General features: G+C 64.2%; 11 protein-coding genes. 10 read left to right on the top strand and 1 reads right to left on the bottom strand.

Features of this window, described 5'->3' with window-relative positions; translation table 11 throughout:
• The first annotated feature begins 1 nt into the window (after position 1).
• Genes GWK50_RS02055 through GWK50_RS02070 form a run of 4 tightly spaced genes read left to right on the top strand, consistent with a single transcriptional unit; the run spans position 2 to position 4,490 of the window.
• The gene (locus tag GWK50_RS02055) at positions 2 to 1,657 is read left to right on the top strand and encodes a hypothetical protein (protein ID WP_162015065.1); all 1,656 of its coding nucleotides are present in this window, start codon (positions 2 to 4) and stop codon (positions 1,655 to 1,657) included.
• A gap of 11 nt (positions 1,658 to 1,668) precedes the next feature.
• A complete protein-coding gene (locus GWK50_RS02060) occupies positions 1,669 to 3,291 on the top strand; it encodes a DUF935 domain-containing protein (protein ID WP_162015066.1) in 1,623 nt (540 codons plus the stop codon).
• The gene (locus GWK50_RS02065; protein WP_162015067.1) at positions 3,284 to 3,982 is read left to right on the top strand and encodes a phage minor head protein; all 699 of its coding nucleotides are present in this window, start codon (positions 3,284 to 3,286) and stop codon (positions 3,980 to 3,982) included. Before GWK50_RS02060 ends, GWK50_RS02065 begins: the two co-directional genes overlap by 8 nt.
• A 4-nt stretch (positions 3,983 to 3,986) precedes the next feature.
• On the top strand, positions 3,987 to 4,490 hold the full coding sequence (locus tag GWK50_RS02070) for a phage virion morphogenesis protein (protein ID WP_162015068.1): 504 nt from the start codon (positions 3,987 to 3,989) through the stop codon (positions 4,488 to 4,490).
• A gap of 121 nt (positions 4,491 to 4,611) precedes the next feature.
• Here GWK50_RS02070 and GWK50_RS02075 read toward each other — a convergent pair whose 3' ends face one another.
• Positions 4,612 to 4,890, bottom strand: coding sequence for a hypothetical protein (locus tag GWK50_RS02075; RefSeq protein ID WP_197904963.1), 279 nt, complete (start codon positions 4,888 to 4,890; stop codon positions 4,612 to 4,614).
• A gap of 243 nt (positions 4,891 to 5,133) precedes the next feature.
• Here GWK50_RS02075 and GWK50_RS02080 point away from each other — a divergent pair, with 243 nt between their 5' ends.
• The 6 genes from GWK50_RS02080 to GWK50_RS02105 all read left to right on the top strand — a co-directional run bounded on the left by GWK50_RS02080 (position 5,134) and on the right by GWK50_RS02105 (position 16,179).
• On the top strand, positions 5,134 to 6,348 hold the full coding sequence (locus tag GWK50_RS02080) for a sulfite oxidase (RefSeq protein WP_242455262.1): 1,215 nt from the start codon (positions 5,134 to 5,136) through the stop codon (positions 6,346 to 6,348).
• 8 nt (positions 6,349 to 6,356) lie between these two features.
• On the top strand, positions 6,357 to 6,692 hold the full coding sequence (locus tag GWK50_RS02085) for a cytochrome c (protein ID WP_242455263.1): 336 nt from the start codon (positions 6,357 to 6,359) through the stop codon (positions 6,690 to 6,692).
• Between the two features lie 102 nt (positions 6,693 to 6,794).
• Positions 6,795 to 8,915, top strand: a complete 2,121-nt coding sequence (locus GWK50_RS02090; RefSeq protein WP_162015070.1) for an ATP-binding protein — start codon at positions 6,795 to 6,797, stop codon at positions 8,913 to 8,915.
• A gap of 28 nt (positions 8,916 to 8,943) precedes the next feature.
• The gene (locus GWK50_RS02095) at positions 8,944 to 9,585 is read left to right on the top strand and encodes a response regulator transcription factor (protein ID WP_162015071.1); all 642 of its coding nucleotides are present in this window, start codon (positions 8,944 to 8,946) and stop codon (positions 9,583 to 9,585) included.
• 124 nt (positions 9,586 to 9,709) lie between these two features.
• On the top strand, positions 9,710 to 11,710 hold the full coding sequence (locus GWK50_RS20000) for a methyl-accepting chemotaxis protein (RefSeq protein WP_162015072.1): 2,001 nt from the start codon (positions 9,710 to 9,712) through the stop codon (positions 11,708 to 11,710).
• Complete coding sequence (locus GWK50_RS02105; RefSeq protein WP_162015073.1) at positions 11,707 to 16,179, top strand: EAL domain-containing protein; 4,473 nt, start codon at positions 11,707 to 11,709, stop codon at positions 16,177 to 16,179. The genes GWK50_RS20000 and GWK50_RS02105 overlap by 4 nt, the downstream gene beginning before the upstream one ends.
• Positions 16,180 to 16,210: the final 31 nt, after the last annotated feature.

The raw sequence follows: 16,210 nt of genomic DNA on the forward strand, positions 1-16,210 counted from the left end.
CATGCACGTCATCAAGCCGCTGGCCTCCACCCTGCGCACGCTGGAATGGGACGACCTCCCCCCCAGCGTTCGGTCCATTCCTGAGGGCTTTGACCCGCTGGCCGATGGCGTCTTGATGCTGCACCAGCGACAGGTGGCCGCCATCGAAGCGGCCATCATCGCCGTGCCCAAGGGGCGCCGCACCGGGATCACTTTCGGCACCATGCTCAACAAGACGCTGGTGGCCGCCGCGCGCAAGAGCGCCGGGGGCGACAACGTCTTCTACATCGGCGACACCAAGGAAAAGGGCCTCGAAGCCATCGGCTACTGCGCCAAGTTCGCCCGCGTGATCGCCCAGGCCCAGGGCCAGGGCGTCTCGGGCATCGAAGAATTCCTGTTCGAGGACCAGGACGACAGCGGCAAGACCAAGCACATCACGGCCTACCGCATCCGCTTTGCCTCGGGCTTCCAGGTGTGCGCGCTCTCCAGCCGCCCGGCCAACATCCGGGGCCTGCAGGGCCATGTGGTGATCGACGAGGCCGCCTTCCACCCGGACGTGCAGGGCGTGCTCGACGCCGCCACCGCTCTGCTGATCTGGGGCGGCCAGATCACGGTCATCAGCTCGCACAACGGCAAGAACAACCCGTTCGCGCAGTTCTGCCGCGACATCGAGGCCGGCCGCTATGGCACGGACGCGCAGGTGGTCACCGTCACCTTCGACGACGCGGTGGCCAACGGCCTGTACGAGCGGGTCTGCATGATGAAGGGCACCAAGGCCACGCTGGAGGGCAAGAAGGCCTGGTACAGCAAGATTCGCAACGGCTACGGCGTGCGCAAGGCCGCCATGCGCGAGGAGCTGGACGCCATCCCGCGCGATGGCAACGGCGTGTGCCTGCCGGGCGTGTGGATCGAGCAGGCCATGGTGCTGCCCGAGACCTGCGTGCTGCGCCTGACGCTGGACGAGGACTTTGTGCTCAAGAGCCCGGCCGAGCGTGAAGCCTGGGTGGCCGATTGGATCGAGCGCTACCTCGCACCCGCCTTGGCCAGCCTGGACAAGAACGTGCGGCATGTCTTCAGCCACGACTATGCCCGCCACCGGGACTTTTCGAGCTGGGGGGCGACGGCGCTCACCACGGGCATGCGCCGCCAGGTTCCGCTCGTCATCGAAATGCACAAGGTGCCCTACGCCCAGCAGCGGCAGATCACCTGGTACGCGATCGAGCGCCTGCCGCGCCGCTGCGGTGGTGCCATGGACGCCACCGGCTCCGGCGAAGCCCTGGCCGAAGAGACGGCCGACAAGTTTGGCCATGGCCACGTGCACCAGGTCAAGCTCAACCGCGCCTGGTACGGCACCTGGATGCCCAAGCTGGTGCAGGGCTTCGAGGACGGGATGATCGATATCCCGGCCGACCCCAACGCCGCACAGGACCTGCGCGCCATCGAAGAGGTGGACGGCGTGGCCATGGTCACCAAGGCGCGCCGCGCCGACGTGAAAGACCCGGATCTGTTCCGCCACGGCGACAGCGCCGTGATGCTGTGCCTGGGCTGGTTCGCCACGCTCAACCTGAGCGCGGCCATTGAGTACATCCCCGTGCCGTCGCATGCGCGCGGGTTCGACAACGCTACCGCGTCGCACGCTGACCTGGACTTTCGCATGCCGGAGCCTGGAGGCTGGTGAGGAGCACTGCCATGACAAAAATTCTTGGGCCCGACGGCCAACCCATCTCCATGGAGGCTGTCAGCCAGCCTCAAACGGCGCACTACTCGCACCTGCAGCGTGAGCTGCAGACCCACCCGACACGCGGGCTCACGCCGTCCAAGCTGGCCGCCATCCTGGAACAAGCCGAGCAGGGCGACCTGCTGGCCCAGTTCGACCTTTTCGAGGACATGGAGGAGAAAGACGGCCACATTGCTGCCGAGCTGGGCAAGCGCCGCCGCGCGCTGCTGGTGGACTGGAGCGTTGTGCCGCCGGACAACCCGACGCCTGCGGAGAAACGCAACGCCGAGCAGCTCGCGGAACTGGTGGGCGAGATTGCCGACCTGGAGGACGTGCTGTTCGATGTGACGGACGCCATCGGCAAAGGCTTTTCCTGCTGCGAAAACGAATGGCACAAGCCCGGCAAGTTCTGGCTGCCCAGGACGATCACGCACCGGCCGCAGAGCTGGTTCACGGTGCACCGGGGCTATCGGCAGGAGCTGCGCTTGCGCAGCAACACGACTGTCGATGGCATCGTGGGCGAGCCGCTGCAGCCGTTCGGCTGGATCACGCATGTGCACAAGGCCAAGAGCGGCTACTTGGAACGCACGGCGCTGTTCCGCCAGCTGGTGTGGCCGTACCTGTTCAAAAACTACAGCGTGGGCGACCTGGCTGAGTTCCTGGAGATTTACGGCATTCCAGTGCGCATTGGCAAGTATCCGAGCGGCGCGAGCGAGAAGGAGAAGATGACGCTGCTGCGCGCGCTGGTGGGCATCGGCCACAACGCGGCGGGCATCATCCCCAGCGGCATGGATCTGGACTTTCTGGATGCGGCCACGGGCGACCCGAAGGCGTTTGAGCTGATGATGACCTGGTGCGAGCGAACGCAGTCCAAGGTGATTCTGGGCGGCACGCTGACCAGTGGCGCGGACGGCAAGAGCAGCACCAACGCGCTGGGCAACGTGCACAACGAGGTGCGCAAAGACCTGCGCGACAGCGATATCCGGCAGGTCTGCAGCACGCTGACGCGGGACTTGCTGTACCCGCTGGCCGTGCTCAACGGCCTGGCGCCCGATGGCATGCGCCGTTGCCCTGTTTTCCGCCTGGACGCTGGCGAGACCGAGGACATGACGGCCTATGCCGAGGCCCTGCCGAAGCTGGTGGACATTGGTGTGCAGATTCCTGTGCAGTGGGCGCAGGAGAAGCTGGGCATTCCGCAGCCGGAGGATGGCGAGCCGGTGCTGCAGGCGACTTTGCCCGCTGTTTTCCGGCAGGGCGTGGCGGCAGCAGGTGGCCGTGTGCCGCTGCCCGCAGGCGCCTGGGGCGTTGCTGCGGCTGCGGGGCAGGCTCCAGCAAGCCCGCAGCCTCCAAGCCCCCAAACGGCCATGTTGCCCCAGCTTGCGGCCAATGTGCGCGCCCCGGCGGCGGCGTGGGTGGAGCAGATCCGCGCGCTGGTGTCTCGATCCAACAGCCTGGAGGAAATCCGCGACGGCTTGGCGAAGTTGGACCCGAATATGAGCCTGGACGACTACGCGGCGGCCATGGCGGAGGCTCTGGCAGCCGCTCAACTGGCGGGGCGCTACGAGGTGCTGCAGGAGGCCGGTGCAAATGGCTGATGTGGCCTACGGGAGCTTGCCGTTCCGGGAAATGATCGAGTTTTTCCGGCGCAAGCTGAACCTCACCACCGAGGCCTGGACCGACGTGTACGCGGCCGAGCACGAATGGTCGTTCGTGGTGGCAGGGGCGAACCGTGACGCCATCGTGCGTGACTTCCGGGAGGCCGTGGACAAGGCGATCGCCGATGGAACGACGCTGGAGGAGTTTCGTCGGGACTTTGATCGCATCGTGGCGCGGTACGGCTGGGACTACAACGGCGGGCGGGACTGGCGTACCCGTGTGATTTATGAGACCAACCTGAACACCAGCTATGCGGCAGGCCGATGGGAGCAGTTGCAAGCGGCGCCGTTCTGGCAATACGAGCACGCAGACTGGGTTCAGAACCCCCGGCATCAGCATTTGACATGGGACGGCCTGGTGCTGGCGCGCGATGACCCTTGGTGGAGGACGCACTACCCGCCGAATGGCTGGGGATGCCAGTGCAAGGTGATCGGCCTGTGGCCGCGTGATCTGGCGCAGCTTGGCAAAACGGAACCAGACCAGGCGCCCAAGGTGGAGTGGATGGATCGACTGATCGGCCAGAACAGCCCAGGCGGCCCGCGCCAAGTGAGTGTGCCTGAGGGCATTGACCCTGGCTTTGAATACGCGCCAGGTAGTGATCGGTGGCGTTCGTACCGTTTCAAGGATTGATGCCATGGCTGGCAACCGCATGGGTGTGACATTCGACGGCAAGGCGGCTACGGCAAGCCTGCGCGGGCTGCTGGCGGGGATCGAGAACCCTGCGCCGCTGCTCGCTCAACTGGGCGAATACACGCTGCGCACCACCCGCGCCCGCTTCAAAAGTCAGACTGCACCGGACGGCACGGCATGGGCCGCTCTACAACCTTGGTACAAGAAGGAAAAGTCCCAGAACAAGAACCGCGTGCTCACCTTGCGCGGCTATTTGCGCGGTCAGTTGGTGTCGCAGGTGGTTGGTGGCAAGTCCGTCGAGGTTGGTAGTAACCTGATCTATGCGGCCGTGCATCAGTTCGGCGGCACGATCCGGCCCCAGAATGCAAAACTACTCGCCTTCCGGGGCCATGTCGCCAAATCAGTGACGATCCCGGCCCGCCCCTACTTGGGATTGTCTGATGCCGATAGGAATGAGCTGGTGGAACGAACGTTGGACTGGCTTGGCTCCTCGGGGCGGCTGAAGTGAGTTCGCCGCGCGATTACATGTGGTGAAACTGAATTGCAATCGGCCGTCCCACTTTTATGCGGCGAGTCCCCCAAAATCCCGATTTATCGCGCCTCTCACTCTTTCTTTATCTCACTCCGTTTCATGCTGGGCCAATGAAGACGTCGTACCCGGCACTGCGCGTGGCCCGCATCACGTCGGCAAGGTCTTCGCTGACGGTGACCGATGTGGTTTGCCCGGCCGCCTTGCCCAGGCCGGCTTCCATCTGACTGCGCAAGATGGTGTGCGCAGCCTTTTTGGCCGTCGGCTCCACCGCGACGATGGCGGTGATATCCGCCAGACTGGTGGCGCAGGCGCACACCAAGCCCAGTGCTACCAGGCCAGTGCGCAACAGAGAGAAGGATGTAGGCGCTGTAGTCATGGCATCTCGCAGTGTCATGGTGAGGGCGGCGTTTGGGAGCGTCGAATATGCATCAGCTTGGCATGCGCAGGAACGAATGTTTCCAATAAATACGAATGTTTTACATTTGCTGACAATGAGAAAGCCTCGCAACACGGGGGTGTGCCGTGAGAATGCCCATGTTCGTCTGGTGCGGGGGGTGTTCGGCGGTTGCCCGTGCACGGCACCGGGCGTGACCAACATTCTTGATGGAGGGGAGACACCGTGAAACCAGCAAACACATTGCAACGTCGCCAGATGCTTGCCGCCAGTGCGGCGGGCCTGGGTGCTCTGGGCTTGGGGGGCTTGGGAACGCAGGCCCATGCCCAATCGAGCGCCGCTGCGGGTGCCAAGCCGCTGCCTGCCGTGGCTGCCTGGAAAGACCCCAAGGCCATGATCGTGCACAGCAGTAATACGCTGGAAACGCGGCGTGCGGCGTTTGGCACCAGTGTCGTCACGCCGACCAATCGCTTGTTTGTGCGCAACAACCTGCCGGCTCCCGATGCCTCCATCCTGGAGCATCGTGATGCCTGGACGGTGGCGTTTGAAGGCGTCAAGGGTCCCCGCTCCCTGACCTTGGCCGATCTCAAGACCCTGGGCGTCGAAACCGTGGCCACCGTGCTGCAATGTTCGGGCAACGGTCGGGGCTTCTTCCCGAGCAAGCCCAGCGGCACGCCCTGGCAAGTGGGCGCCGCTGGTTGCGTGCTGTGGAGTGGCGTGCCACTGCGCACGGTGATCCATGTGCTGGGCGGTGCGGAAGAAGGCATGGCCTACCTCACCGGCACCGGTGGCGAGAAGTTGCCCGAGGGCGTGGATCCGTTGACGGTCATGGTGGAGCGCTCGGTCCCCATCAAGGCCCTGGACGATGCGCTGCTGGCCTGGGAGATGAACGGCGAGCCTTTGCCCCTGGCGCATGGGGGCCCCCTGCGCCTCATCGTGCCGGGGTACCAGGGCGTCAACAACGTCAAATACGTCAAGCGGGTGGCCCTGACCCGCGAGCAGTCCCGCGCGGGCATCATGGCCAACCGTTACCGCATGGTTCCGCCGGGGGGCAAGGGCAATCCTGGTCTGCCCTCCGTGTGGGAAATGGTGGTGAAATCCTGGATCAATGGCCCCTTGTCCGAGGAGGGCGCCTTGCGTGCGGGATGGACACAGATCCATGGAGTGGCCTTTGCGGGAACCCGAGAAGTGCGTGGCGTGGAGGTGTCCATCGATGGCGGCATGAGCTGGCATCAGGCACAACTGGTCGGGCCGAACCTGGGGCGTTTTGCCTGGCGCCAGTTCGTTTTGCCAGTACAGCTTTCTGCAGGAACACATGTGCTTGTGAGCCGTGCCACCGATGCAGCAGGAAATGCGCAGCCCAGAGAGCGTGTAGAAAACAATTCTGGTTACAACAACAATAGTTGGTTGGACCACGCCGTCACCGTCACTGTGGCATGAGGGCTCCTGTGCTCGGGTGGGTTCGCGGCGCTGGCGTGCTGGGGACTTTGCTGCTGGGGCTTGCGGGCCCTGCAAACGCCGCCGATCCGCAGGTGCTGGCGCGCGGCAAGGCGTTGTTTTCCACCGTCCAGCCCGCCTGCGCCTTGTGCCACACCCTCAAGGCAGCCGCTTCCAGCGGTCAGGTGGGGCCGAACCTGGATGAGCTGCAGCCCGACGCTGACCGCGTGCTGCGCGCCGTGCGCGAAGGCTTGGGTGTGATGCCTTCGTTTGAAGGGCAACTCACCGAGCAGGACATGCGCGCGCTGGCTGCGTTTGTGGCGCACTCCAGCGGCGCTGCGCGCTGACACGACATACACTGCGGCGCTCAGGGCGGCAGTGGGCATTGCAACGCATCGGCAAGGGGTTTGCCGATGGTCCTGCCATCGCGCCGCATCCATGGAGTGTGCATGCCGTTGTGGAGCCTCTATCGTCAGTCTGTACGGACGCAGCTCCTGTGGCTGCTGGGTGCAGCCATGCTGCCGTTGCTGGGGCTGCTTTTTCGCCAGATCTACCTGGAGCGCCTGGAAGCCAGGGAGCGCGCCAACGATCAGGTGCGCATCCTGGCGCAGCAAACCGCGCAGAATCTGAACCTGGTGCTGCGCGACTATGAAGCGGTGTTGCAACGCATTGGGCTGCGTCCTTCAGTACGGGCGTTGGACGCTCGTGCATGCGATCCGTTGATTGCGGAGTTCGTGCGCCTGTACCCTGGGTTCACCAATTTGGTGGTGCAAGACCTGAAGGGAGGCAACGATTGTTCATTTTTGGACAGCAAGATCACGCCCGAACAATTGGCGCTGGTGCCTGGCTACGTTCAGGCGCGCACCGCCGAGGGCATGACCGTGGGGGGGGTCTCGGTGGGGCCTTTGTCAGGTCGATGGGTGGTGGTCTTGTTCCATCCGGTGCGCAATGTGCAGGGGGAGGTGGCGGGACTCGTGAGCCTGTCGATCGATTTGGAAGTTCTGGGCGAGCGCTTGCTGGCCGCCGTACCCAGCAATGCCCTGGTGGCGGTGTCTGACGCGCAGGGACGCATGTTGTTGCGCTCCAAGGATGCAAGCTTCTGGATGGGCCTGCCTTTGCCCGATGCCTTGCGGGCCATGGTCGGTGACGACCAGGCAGATGCGTCCCAAGTACTGAGTGCCGATGGCGTGGAGCGGCTTTTTGCCGTGGCCGATGTGCCGCTGGCGGGATGGAGGGTGCTGGCGGGAGTGCCTACCGCCGAAGTGTTTGCCGAGGCCGATCGCTCCTTCCGCTGGGGGGCGATGTCGGCGCTGGGTTTGGTGCTACTCGCGCTGTTGCTGGTCTGGCGCATCAGTCAGCGCATTGTGCGACCGATCGATGCGCTGCACTCGGCGGCTGCGAAAGTGTCTGCAGGGCAGACCCAGGCCCGCGTGATGCTGGAGGTCGGCCCGCGCGAGTTGCAGGCGGTGGCGGTGGAGTTCAATCGGATGCTGGACAGCCGCGAACGGTTCCTGACCCATCTGGCCGGGAGCGAAGAGCGATTTCGTACGCTCGCGAGCCTCTCCGCCGATTGGTACTGGGAGCAGGATGCACAGTACCGGTTTGTTCGCCTGGAAGGCGGGATTGAGCAAAACATGGGGATGTCCGAACAGGCGTTTCTGGGCAAGACGGGCTGGGAGCTATCGACACTCAACATGACCCCGGAGGACTGGCGTGCACACCAGGCCGTGCTCCAGGCGCGGATGCCGTTTCGGGACCTTGTGGTTGCACACCAGGATCCTCGCGGTCACGTGCATTGGGGTGCGGTAAGCGGTACGCCGGTCTGGGATGCGCAAGGGCGGTTTGTCGGCTATCGGGGCGTGGGGCGCAACATCACCGATGCCAAGCGCCAGGAGCAGGAACGCCTGCGCATGTCCCTGCACATCGAAGAGCTCTCGCGCAGGCTGGTGCAGTCGCAGGAAGAAGCGCGCAGGCGCTTTTCGCGCGAACTGCACGACCGCACCAGCCCCAATCTCGCGGCCCTGCGCATCAACCTGGACATGCTGAGCCAGGCACCGCCGCAGCAGCGCAGTGCACCGGAGTACGAGGAACGCCTGGAGGACATGCGCGCACTCATCGAAGACACCACGCTCAGTGTGCGTGAGATCTGTGCCGAGTTACATCCCCCCGTGCTGGACCGGGGAGGCTTGCTGGCCGTGGTGCGCAGCTATGCCGAGCCGTTTGCTCGCCGTACGGGTGTGCAGGTGCAGGTGCTGTGCGAGCATGCAGAAGTGCGCTTGGCTCCGGACCTCGAATTGGCGCTGTTCCGTGTCGTCCAGGAAGCGCTGACCAATGCAGCCAAGCACGCCCATGCCCGGAGCATCACCGTGCAGCTGCAATTGCAGGATCGGCCGCTGCGGATTTGCATCGCTGACGATGGGGTAGGGTTTGATGTGGAGCAGGTCATGCGTGAGCGACGCACCGCAGGTCTGGGCCTCATCAACATGCGCGAAACCACTGAGTTTGCGGGTGGGCGGTTCAGCCTGGAGAGTGCTCCCGGCCAAGGGACGCGCATCTGTGTTGAAATCTGATGCCCGCGCCAACCCCCAGGCGATACCCATGAAAACACGGATTCTCTTGGCCGATGATCACCAGCTGTTCCGTGAGGCTTTGTGCCATCTGCTGGATTCGCAGTCTGACCTCGAAGTGGCTGGGCAGGTGGGCAATGGCCTGGAGGTGGTGGAACAAGCCCGCCGCACGGGAGCGCAGATCGTCTGCATGGATATCAGCATGCCGGGCATGCATGGTGCCGAGGTCACACGCAGCCTATTGACGGCGCTGCCCCTGGTCAAGGTGGTGGCGCTCTCGGCCTACTCCGATCGGCAGTATGTGCTGGACATGCTGCAGGCCGGAGCGATGGCGTATGTCACCAAGGCCGAGGCGAGTGAGGAGTTGTTGCGAGCCATCCGCGCGGTTCTGCAGGGGCGCAGTTACCTGTGTCCGGACGTAGCCGCCGTGGTGACAGGGGCTGCCGTGGCCCAGTCCGGTGGTGCGCCTGGTTCTGTGCGCTTGGGCGTGCGTGAACGGCAGGTGCTCAAACTGGTGGCCGAAGGCTGTACCTCCAACCAGATTGCAGAAGTGCTCCACATTGCATCCTCCACCGTGGATGTGCACCGCCGCAACATCATGCGCAAGCTCAACCTGCACAGCGTCGCAGAGCTGACACGCTACGTGATCAACCACGAGCGCGGCATCAGCTAGTGGCGTGAGTCTCCACCGAATTTCATTCGGTGAAATTTTGGCGGTGCACTACCTATTTTTAGGTAGTCTGACTACCAGCGCGGGGGAATTGTTTCAAATTGTGTATCTCTTTACAGTGCCGACCATGTCCTCCTTTCTGCACCGACTGGGCTTGGCCCAGAAGTTCCTGATCCTGGGTCTGCTGGCCTTGTTGATGGTGGCTCTGCCCACCGCCCTGTATTTGCAGCGTGCCTTTGCCGATGTGGCACTGGCCCAGCGCCAACTGGAGGGTGGCAAGGCGATGGTGGAGGTGAACCGGGTGATCCAGTTCAGTCAGATCCACCGGGGGTTGTCGGCCGGCATGCTGAGCGGCAACGAGGCGCTGGCACAGCGCCGTCCGGGGGTGGGTGCTTCCCTGGGGCAAACCATGGAGCGCGTGGATGGCCTGTTGAAGTCCATCCAGGCCAGTGCATCGTTGCAGGCTTTGTGGGCGCAGCGTCGGCAGGTCTGGGCGGTGTTGGAGCCCAGTGTTGCCGGGCGCCAGTTGACGGCGCTGGAGAGCACCCGATTGCACACGGAGTTCATCACGGGACATTTCGCATTCTCGGATGCATTGATGGATGAGTTTGGTCTTTCGCTCGATCAGAACCTCTCCACCCACATGCTGTCCCGTTCCAGCCTCGTGGACGCCATGATGCTGACCGAAATGATGGGCCAGATGCGCGCGAGGGGAACCAGTATGCTGAGCCAGGGCGAGATTTCCCCGCAGGGCCGCGCTGCGCTGGAGTCCCTTGCCAGACAGGCCAAGCAATTCAGTGACGATTGGAACCGCAACCTTGGCAAGGCCTTGGGCGCGGATGCAGCCATGCGCAATGCTTTGGAAGCGCCAGCCAGGCAGCAGCGTGAGGTGACTGCAGCGACACTGCTGCTGGCGCAGAAAGAAGTGATCGAGGCGCAGCAGGCAGGCATCTCGCCGGAGGTGTACTTTGACACCTTCACCAAGACCATTGACGGCTTGTATGCCTTCAATACCGATGCGGTGGGGCAACTCGCGCGGGTGCTCCAGGAGCGTGCTGCGCAGGCCAGTCGTTTGGCGTATGGCATGTGTGCGTTGCTGGCGGTTGGCATCGGGGTGGCGTTCTTGCTGGCGCTGATGTTCGTGCGCAGCATTACCCAGCCTGTGCGTCAGGCCGTGGTTCTGGCGCAGGCCGTTGCTGCTGGAAACCTGGCCACACGTGTGGAGGTGGCCCAGGGGAGCAATGAAGTGAGTGTGCTCACGCGGTCGCTCTCGGACATGCAGGAGCGCCTGGCGGCGCTGGTGTATCAGGTGCGCGCTGGTTCGCACCAGGTTGCCACGGCGAGCGCCCAGATTGCCACGGGCAACCATGACCTCGCTGCACGCACCGAAAGCCAGGCCAGCGCCCTGGAACAAACGGCTGCATCCATGGAGCAGCTCAACTCTACGGTTCAGCAGAACGCAGACAACGCGCGCCAGGCGAACAACCTCGCCCACAGCGCCAGTACGGTGGCGACCAAGGGCGGCGATGTGGTGGCGCAGGTCGTGGAAACCATGAAGGGTATCAACGAGAGTTCGCGCAAGATCGCCGACATCATCCAGGTGATCGATAGCATTGCCTTCCAGACCAACATCCTGGCGCTCAATGCAGCGGTCGAAGCCGCAAGGGCGGGCGAACAAGGCCGCGGATTTGCGGTGGTGGCGGGAGAGGTGCGCAGCCTGGCGCAACGTTCTGCCGAAGCGGCCAAGGAAATCAAGCAGCTCATCACCGCCAGCGTCGAGCGTGTGGAGCAAGGTACCGCACAGGCGGACGAGGCTGGTGCCACCATGAACGAGGTGGTGAGCGCCATCCAGCGCGTGACGGATCTGATGAGCCAGATCAGCGCAGCGAGCCACGAGCAAAGCCTGGGAGTCTCGCAAGTGGGCGAAGCCGTGACCCAGCTGGATCAGGTGACCCAGCAAAACGCTGCCCTGGTGGAAGAAATGGCTTCGGCTGCGGACAGCCTCAAGACGCAGGCGCAGGAGCTGGTCGCCGAGGTGGATGTTTTCAGGCTCGGTGAAGCAAAGGGAGATGCACAGCCCCTTGGAGTGACCACCGACAGGCGTACCGCGATGCCTTTGCTCCAATGACGCATCGTTCTGGGGCGGGCTCGGTTCAGGATGTGGCGACGCCGCCGCAGGGTTCCTCCCGCCCTTTCATTGCGCTGCTGTTGGCGGTGGCGATGGTGCTGCCGTTGACGGGGTGGCTGGTGGTGCGTATCCAGGGGCCCATGGCCGAGAAGGATGCCTTCGCCAACCTGGCGGCCATCGCACGGCTCAAGACCGATCAGATCGAGAACTGGCTGGGGGAGCGCCAGAAGAACGCCGAATTGCTGGCCGCCGACGCACATTTCGCGGTGGAAGTCGCGCGGTTGATTGAGCATCCGGCGACCGGGCATGAGGCGCAGCAGGCCATTCTGGAGCGGTTTTCGCTCTTGAGGTCAGCCTTCGACTATGACCAGATCGAGCTCATCACGCCCCAGGGGGAGGTGGTGACATCCATCGTAGAGGCATGGGATTTGCCAGGCCGGGTCGAGGGACTGCCACAAGACCAGCGCTGGGGCGGCAGCGTGGTTCGCCTATCCATGCAGGAGGCCGGGGGGGGCGGCGCCTTGTTGCAGTGGTTGGTTCCGGTGTACCAGCTGTCAGCGGCAGAGCCCAGGCTCTTGTCCTGGGTGAGATTGAGCATTTCGCCGCAGCGCTTCCTGTTCCCCGTGATCCAGACCTGGCCCACCTCCAGCCCCAGCGGTGAGACGCTGCTGGTCGTTCGCGATGGTGATCAGGCGGTGTTCATGAACGAACTGCGCCACCGCAGCGGCACAGCCATGAAGCTCCGGTTTCCGGTATCACGCAAGGATCTCCCGGCCGCCGTGGCCCTGCGCTCCGACGTTCCGGGGCAGGTGATCGGCCGGGACCACCGCGATGTTCCTGTCGTTGCCGCGTACCGTGGCGTGGCCGGCACCGATTGGCGCGTGGTGGCCAAGATCGACAGGGAGGAGGTGCTTGCACCAGTGCATGTGCTGGCATGGTGGGTGGCGGGTGTGATCACACTGGCCATGCTGGCATTGGGCGTGGTGCTGGCATTGTTCTGGAGGCACATCCGTCAGACGCACCAATGGCGTGAATGGGTGCAGCGCCAGCGTACAGACCGGCTGATGGAGCAGTTTTTTTCCTTGCCCTTTGTAGGCATTGCGACCATTGATCTGGACAAGCGCGAGTGGGGGCGCATCAACCAGCAGTTTGTGGACATTGTGGGCCTGACCTTTGAGCGCATGCGAACCATGACGTGGGCGTCACTGGTGTCCGAGAAAGACAAACTGCGGGACCTGCGCGGCCTTGCGCGGGTCATCCAGGGGCGCCAGAGTGCGTATGCGGTGGATCGCAGCATCAAAAGGGGTGATGGATCCAGCGCCTGGGTCAACCTGCAGATCCGGCGGCTGACGGCGGCGCAGGAGGGCGACAGTGCGCAGTGCGTGGTGGTGATGCAGGACATCACTTCCAGGGTGCTTTCCGAGGCGCGCATCCAACGCCAGAAACGCCTGTATGCAACGCTGAGCGCTTGCAATCAAGCGATCGTGCAGAGTCCGGATGAGTCCGTGCTCTTCGCTCACGTCTGTGAGGCGGCTGTGTGCCTGGGAGGGATGCAGTCCGCGTGGATCGGTCGGTACTCCCGAGACACGGGAGAAATGGTGGCGCTGGCCACCAGTGGCGTGCGTGGGCAGGACCTGCCCGGCCAGGGCACGGCGCGCACGGCATTGCGCGAAGACAGAGCGGTTTGGATCGACGGAATGTCTGGCTCTGCCCCCACAGTGGCCATCGCCTTGCACTGCGATGGGGCGGTGGATGCGGTGTTTGTCCTGGTGGCAGAGCCTGGACAGGCCTTTGATGACGAGGCCAAGCGCCTGCTCCTCGCCATGGCGGCGGACGTTGACTTTGCCCTGGGGTACTTTGCCAACGAGCGCCAGCGCAAACATGCCGAAAACAAGCTGCGGCAATCGCAGCAGCAACTGGAACTGGTGCTCAAGGGATCAACCGATGCGCCATGGGACTGGGATCTGTCTCGGCAGAGGCTGGAGTTCTCGGCCCAGGGATGGCACATGCTGGGCTATGGCATGGCGGACATGCCCTCGGGCCCTGTGCAGTGGAAGTCGCATGTCCATCGGTCCGATGTGTCGGTGTTGCTCAAGCTGCACGAGGAATTGCGCCACTCGGACGCCACGGTGGTAGTGCAAGAGCTGCGCTTGCAACACAAAAATGGTCACCATGTGCCTATCCTCGCGCGCGGCTATGTCACGCGCGACGCGCAAGGCAAGGCGGTGCGGGTGACCGGCACGGTCATGGATCTGACCTTGCAGCACCAGACCCGCCGCTTGGAAGCCTTGCGCGCCTATGCGCTGGAGCTGATCGCCAACGAACGGGATGTGGGTCGCATCGTGACGCGGTTGCTCGCAAAGCTGGAGTCCGATCTGCCTGGCGCCCGTGCCACGGTCTGGCTGCTGGAGCACCAATCGGGCGTCTGGGCGCCGCGCACGGCTGCCATGGGCGGCATGCTTGAGGATGCCCGCAGTGCCCTGGCGTTGCGGCCCGGCTCCGATGCCTGGGGTGCGGTGGAGTGGGCTGCGGGCGTCGAGGAGCCGCCCGAACTGACCAACCCCGCGCTGCGCGGCGCCTTGCACTCGGTGGCCTTCGCCAGTGGCTGGACCCACTGCACGGCACTGCCCATACGTTCGGACAATGGTGTGGTGTTGGGCGTGCTGGACGTATTCAGCAAGCCCAAGGCAGCGTTGCGTGAGCATGACCGCACGCTGATCGATCGCGTATGCCATTTTCTGGGCAGTGCGTTGCAGCGCAAGGCCTTCGAGGCTCAGCAGCGCCTGGCCGCCGAGGTCTTCTCGCACAGCAACGACGGCATCACGGTGACGGATGCGCACCAAAAAATCCTGCTCACCAACCCGGCGTTCACCGCCATCACGGGCTACTCACTGGCGGAGGTCGCCGGGCGCAACCCCCGGGTATTGGCCTCGGGCAGGCATGACGGCGGTTTTTACGGCGAGATGTGGCGCCACATCCAGGCACACGGCCTGTGGCAGGGCGAAATCTGGAATCGGCGCAAGAACGGCGAGGTGTATCCCCAGTGGCTCACCGTCAGCCGCATCCAGGACGCCGAGGGGCAGACCACGCATTACATCGGCATTTTCTCGGACGTGAGCCAACGCAAGGCCGACGAGCAGCGCATCCGCTGGATGGCGCATTTCGACCTGCTCACCGGGTTGCCCAACCGCGCCCTGCTGGCCGACCGCTTTGCGCACGATGTCAGCATGGCCCAGCGCGCCAGCGAGCCGTTGGCGGTGCTGTTCATGGATCTGGACCATTTCAAGCACATCAACGATTCGCTGGGGCACGGCGTGGGCGATGAACTCCTGGTGGCTGTGGCGCGGCGCATGCATGAACAGGTGCGTGAACAGGACACCGTGGCCCGCATGGGGGGCGATGAGTTTGTGCTGGTGCTTCCGGGTACCGACAAGGACGGCGCCGCCCATCTGGCTGGCAAGCTGCTCGAGGCGGTGGCGGCGCCCTTGGTGGTGCGCGGCCATGAGCTCATGGTGACGCCGTCGCTGGGCATTGCCATGTATCCCGAGGACGGCGAAGACCTGGAGACCCTCTCGCAGCATGCCGACGTGGCCATGTACCGTGCCAAGCAGGAAGGGCGCAACGCCTACCACTTCTATTCCCCCGACATGCAGGCACAGGCAGCACGCACCCTGCAGCTGGAGGGTGCATTGCGCCGTGCGCTGGAACGTGGGCAACTGCTGCTGCACTACCAGCCCCAGCGCCGCCTGAGCGATGACCGCATCGTCGGCGTCGAGGCCCTGATCCGCTGGGAGCACCCCGAATGGGGCATGGTGTCTCCGGCCGAGTTCATTCCCCTTGCCGAAAAAACCGGGCTGATCGTTCCTGTCGGCGAATGGGTGCTGCGCACGGCCGTGGCGCAAGTGGCGCGCTGGCGGGATGCCGGCCTGCCTGCGCTGACCATGTCCGTCAACATTTCTGCCCTGCAGTTCAGGCACCCGGATCTGCCCGACCTGGTCAGCCAGGTGCTGAGCGAGGTGGGGGTCGATCCGGCCTGCCTGGAGCTGGAGCTGACCGAGGGCGTGGCCAGCGACGATCCCGAGCGCGCCGTGGAGATCATGGCTGACCTGCATGCGCGCGGCGTGCGCATGTCCATCGACGACTTCGGCACGGGGTATTCGTCGCTGAGCTACCTCAAGCGCTTCCAGGTGTACAAGCTCAAGATCGACCAGTCTTTCGTGCGCGACATCAGCGTCGATGCCGAGGACAAGGCCCTGGTCAGCGCCATCATCCACATGGCGTCCAGCCTGGGGCTGCAAACGATTGCCGAAGGCGTGGAGACCGAGGACCAGCGGCGTTTCCTGCAGGCGCAGGGCTGCGATGAGATCCAGGGCTACCTCTGCAGTCGCCCGCTGCCCGCCGCGGAGTGCGAACGCTTCTTGCGCACCCAACTGCGCCTGCCTTCCGCCGCAGCCACGACCATGGGGTGAGTGGCTGAACGGCGGCGTGCGGCGCTGCGGG

Origin of the sequence: Acidovorax sp. 210-6 (genome assembly GCF_010020825.1) — a bacterium.
GTDB classification, from domain to species: domain Bacteria; phylum Pseudomonadota; class Gammaproteobacteria; order Burkholderiales; family Burkholderiaceae_C; genus Simplicispira; species Simplicispira sedimenti.

What these genes read in the sequence shown, in the direction of transcription:
- GWK50_RS02095 (WP_162015071.1), top strand. Translation starts at nt 8,944, where the DNA reads ATGAAAACACGGATTCTCTTGGCCGATGATCACCAGCTGTTCCGTGAG.
- GWK50_RS02070 (WP_162015068.1), top strand. Translation starts at nt 3,987, where the DNA reads ATGGCTGGCAACCGCATGGGTGTGACATTCGACGGCAAGGCGGCTACG.
- GWK50_RS02055 (WP_162015065.1), top strand. Translation starts at nt 2, where the DNA reads ATGCACGTCATCAAGCCGCTGGCCTCCACCCTGCGCACGCTGGAATGG.
- GWK50_RS02065 (WP_162015067.1), top strand. Translation starts at nt 3,284, where the DNA reads ATGGCTGATGTGGCCTACGGGAGCTTGCCGTTCCGGGAAATGATCGAG.
- GWK50_RS02060 (WP_162015066.1), top strand. Translation starts at nt 1,669, where the DNA reads ATGACAAAAATTCTTGGGCCCGACGGCCAACCCATCTCCATGGAGGCT.
- GWK50_RS20000 (WP_162015072.1), top strand. Translation starts at nt 9,710, where the DNA reads ATGTCCTCCTTTCTGCACCGACTGGGCTTGGCCCAGAAGTTCCTGATC.
- GWK50_RS02105 (WP_162015073.1), top strand. Translation starts at nt 11,707, where the DNA reads ATGACGCATCGTTCTGGGGCGGGCTCGGTTCAGGATGTGGCGACGCCG.
- GWK50_RS02090 (WP_162015070.1), top strand. Translation starts at nt 6,795, where the DNA reads ATGCCGTTGTGGAGCCTCTATCGTCAGTCTGTACGGACGCAGCTCCTG.
- GWK50_RS02075 (WP_197904963.1), bottom strand. Translation starts at nt 4,890, where the DNA reads ATGACTACAGCGCCTACATCCTTCTCTCTGTTGCGCACTGGCCTGGTA.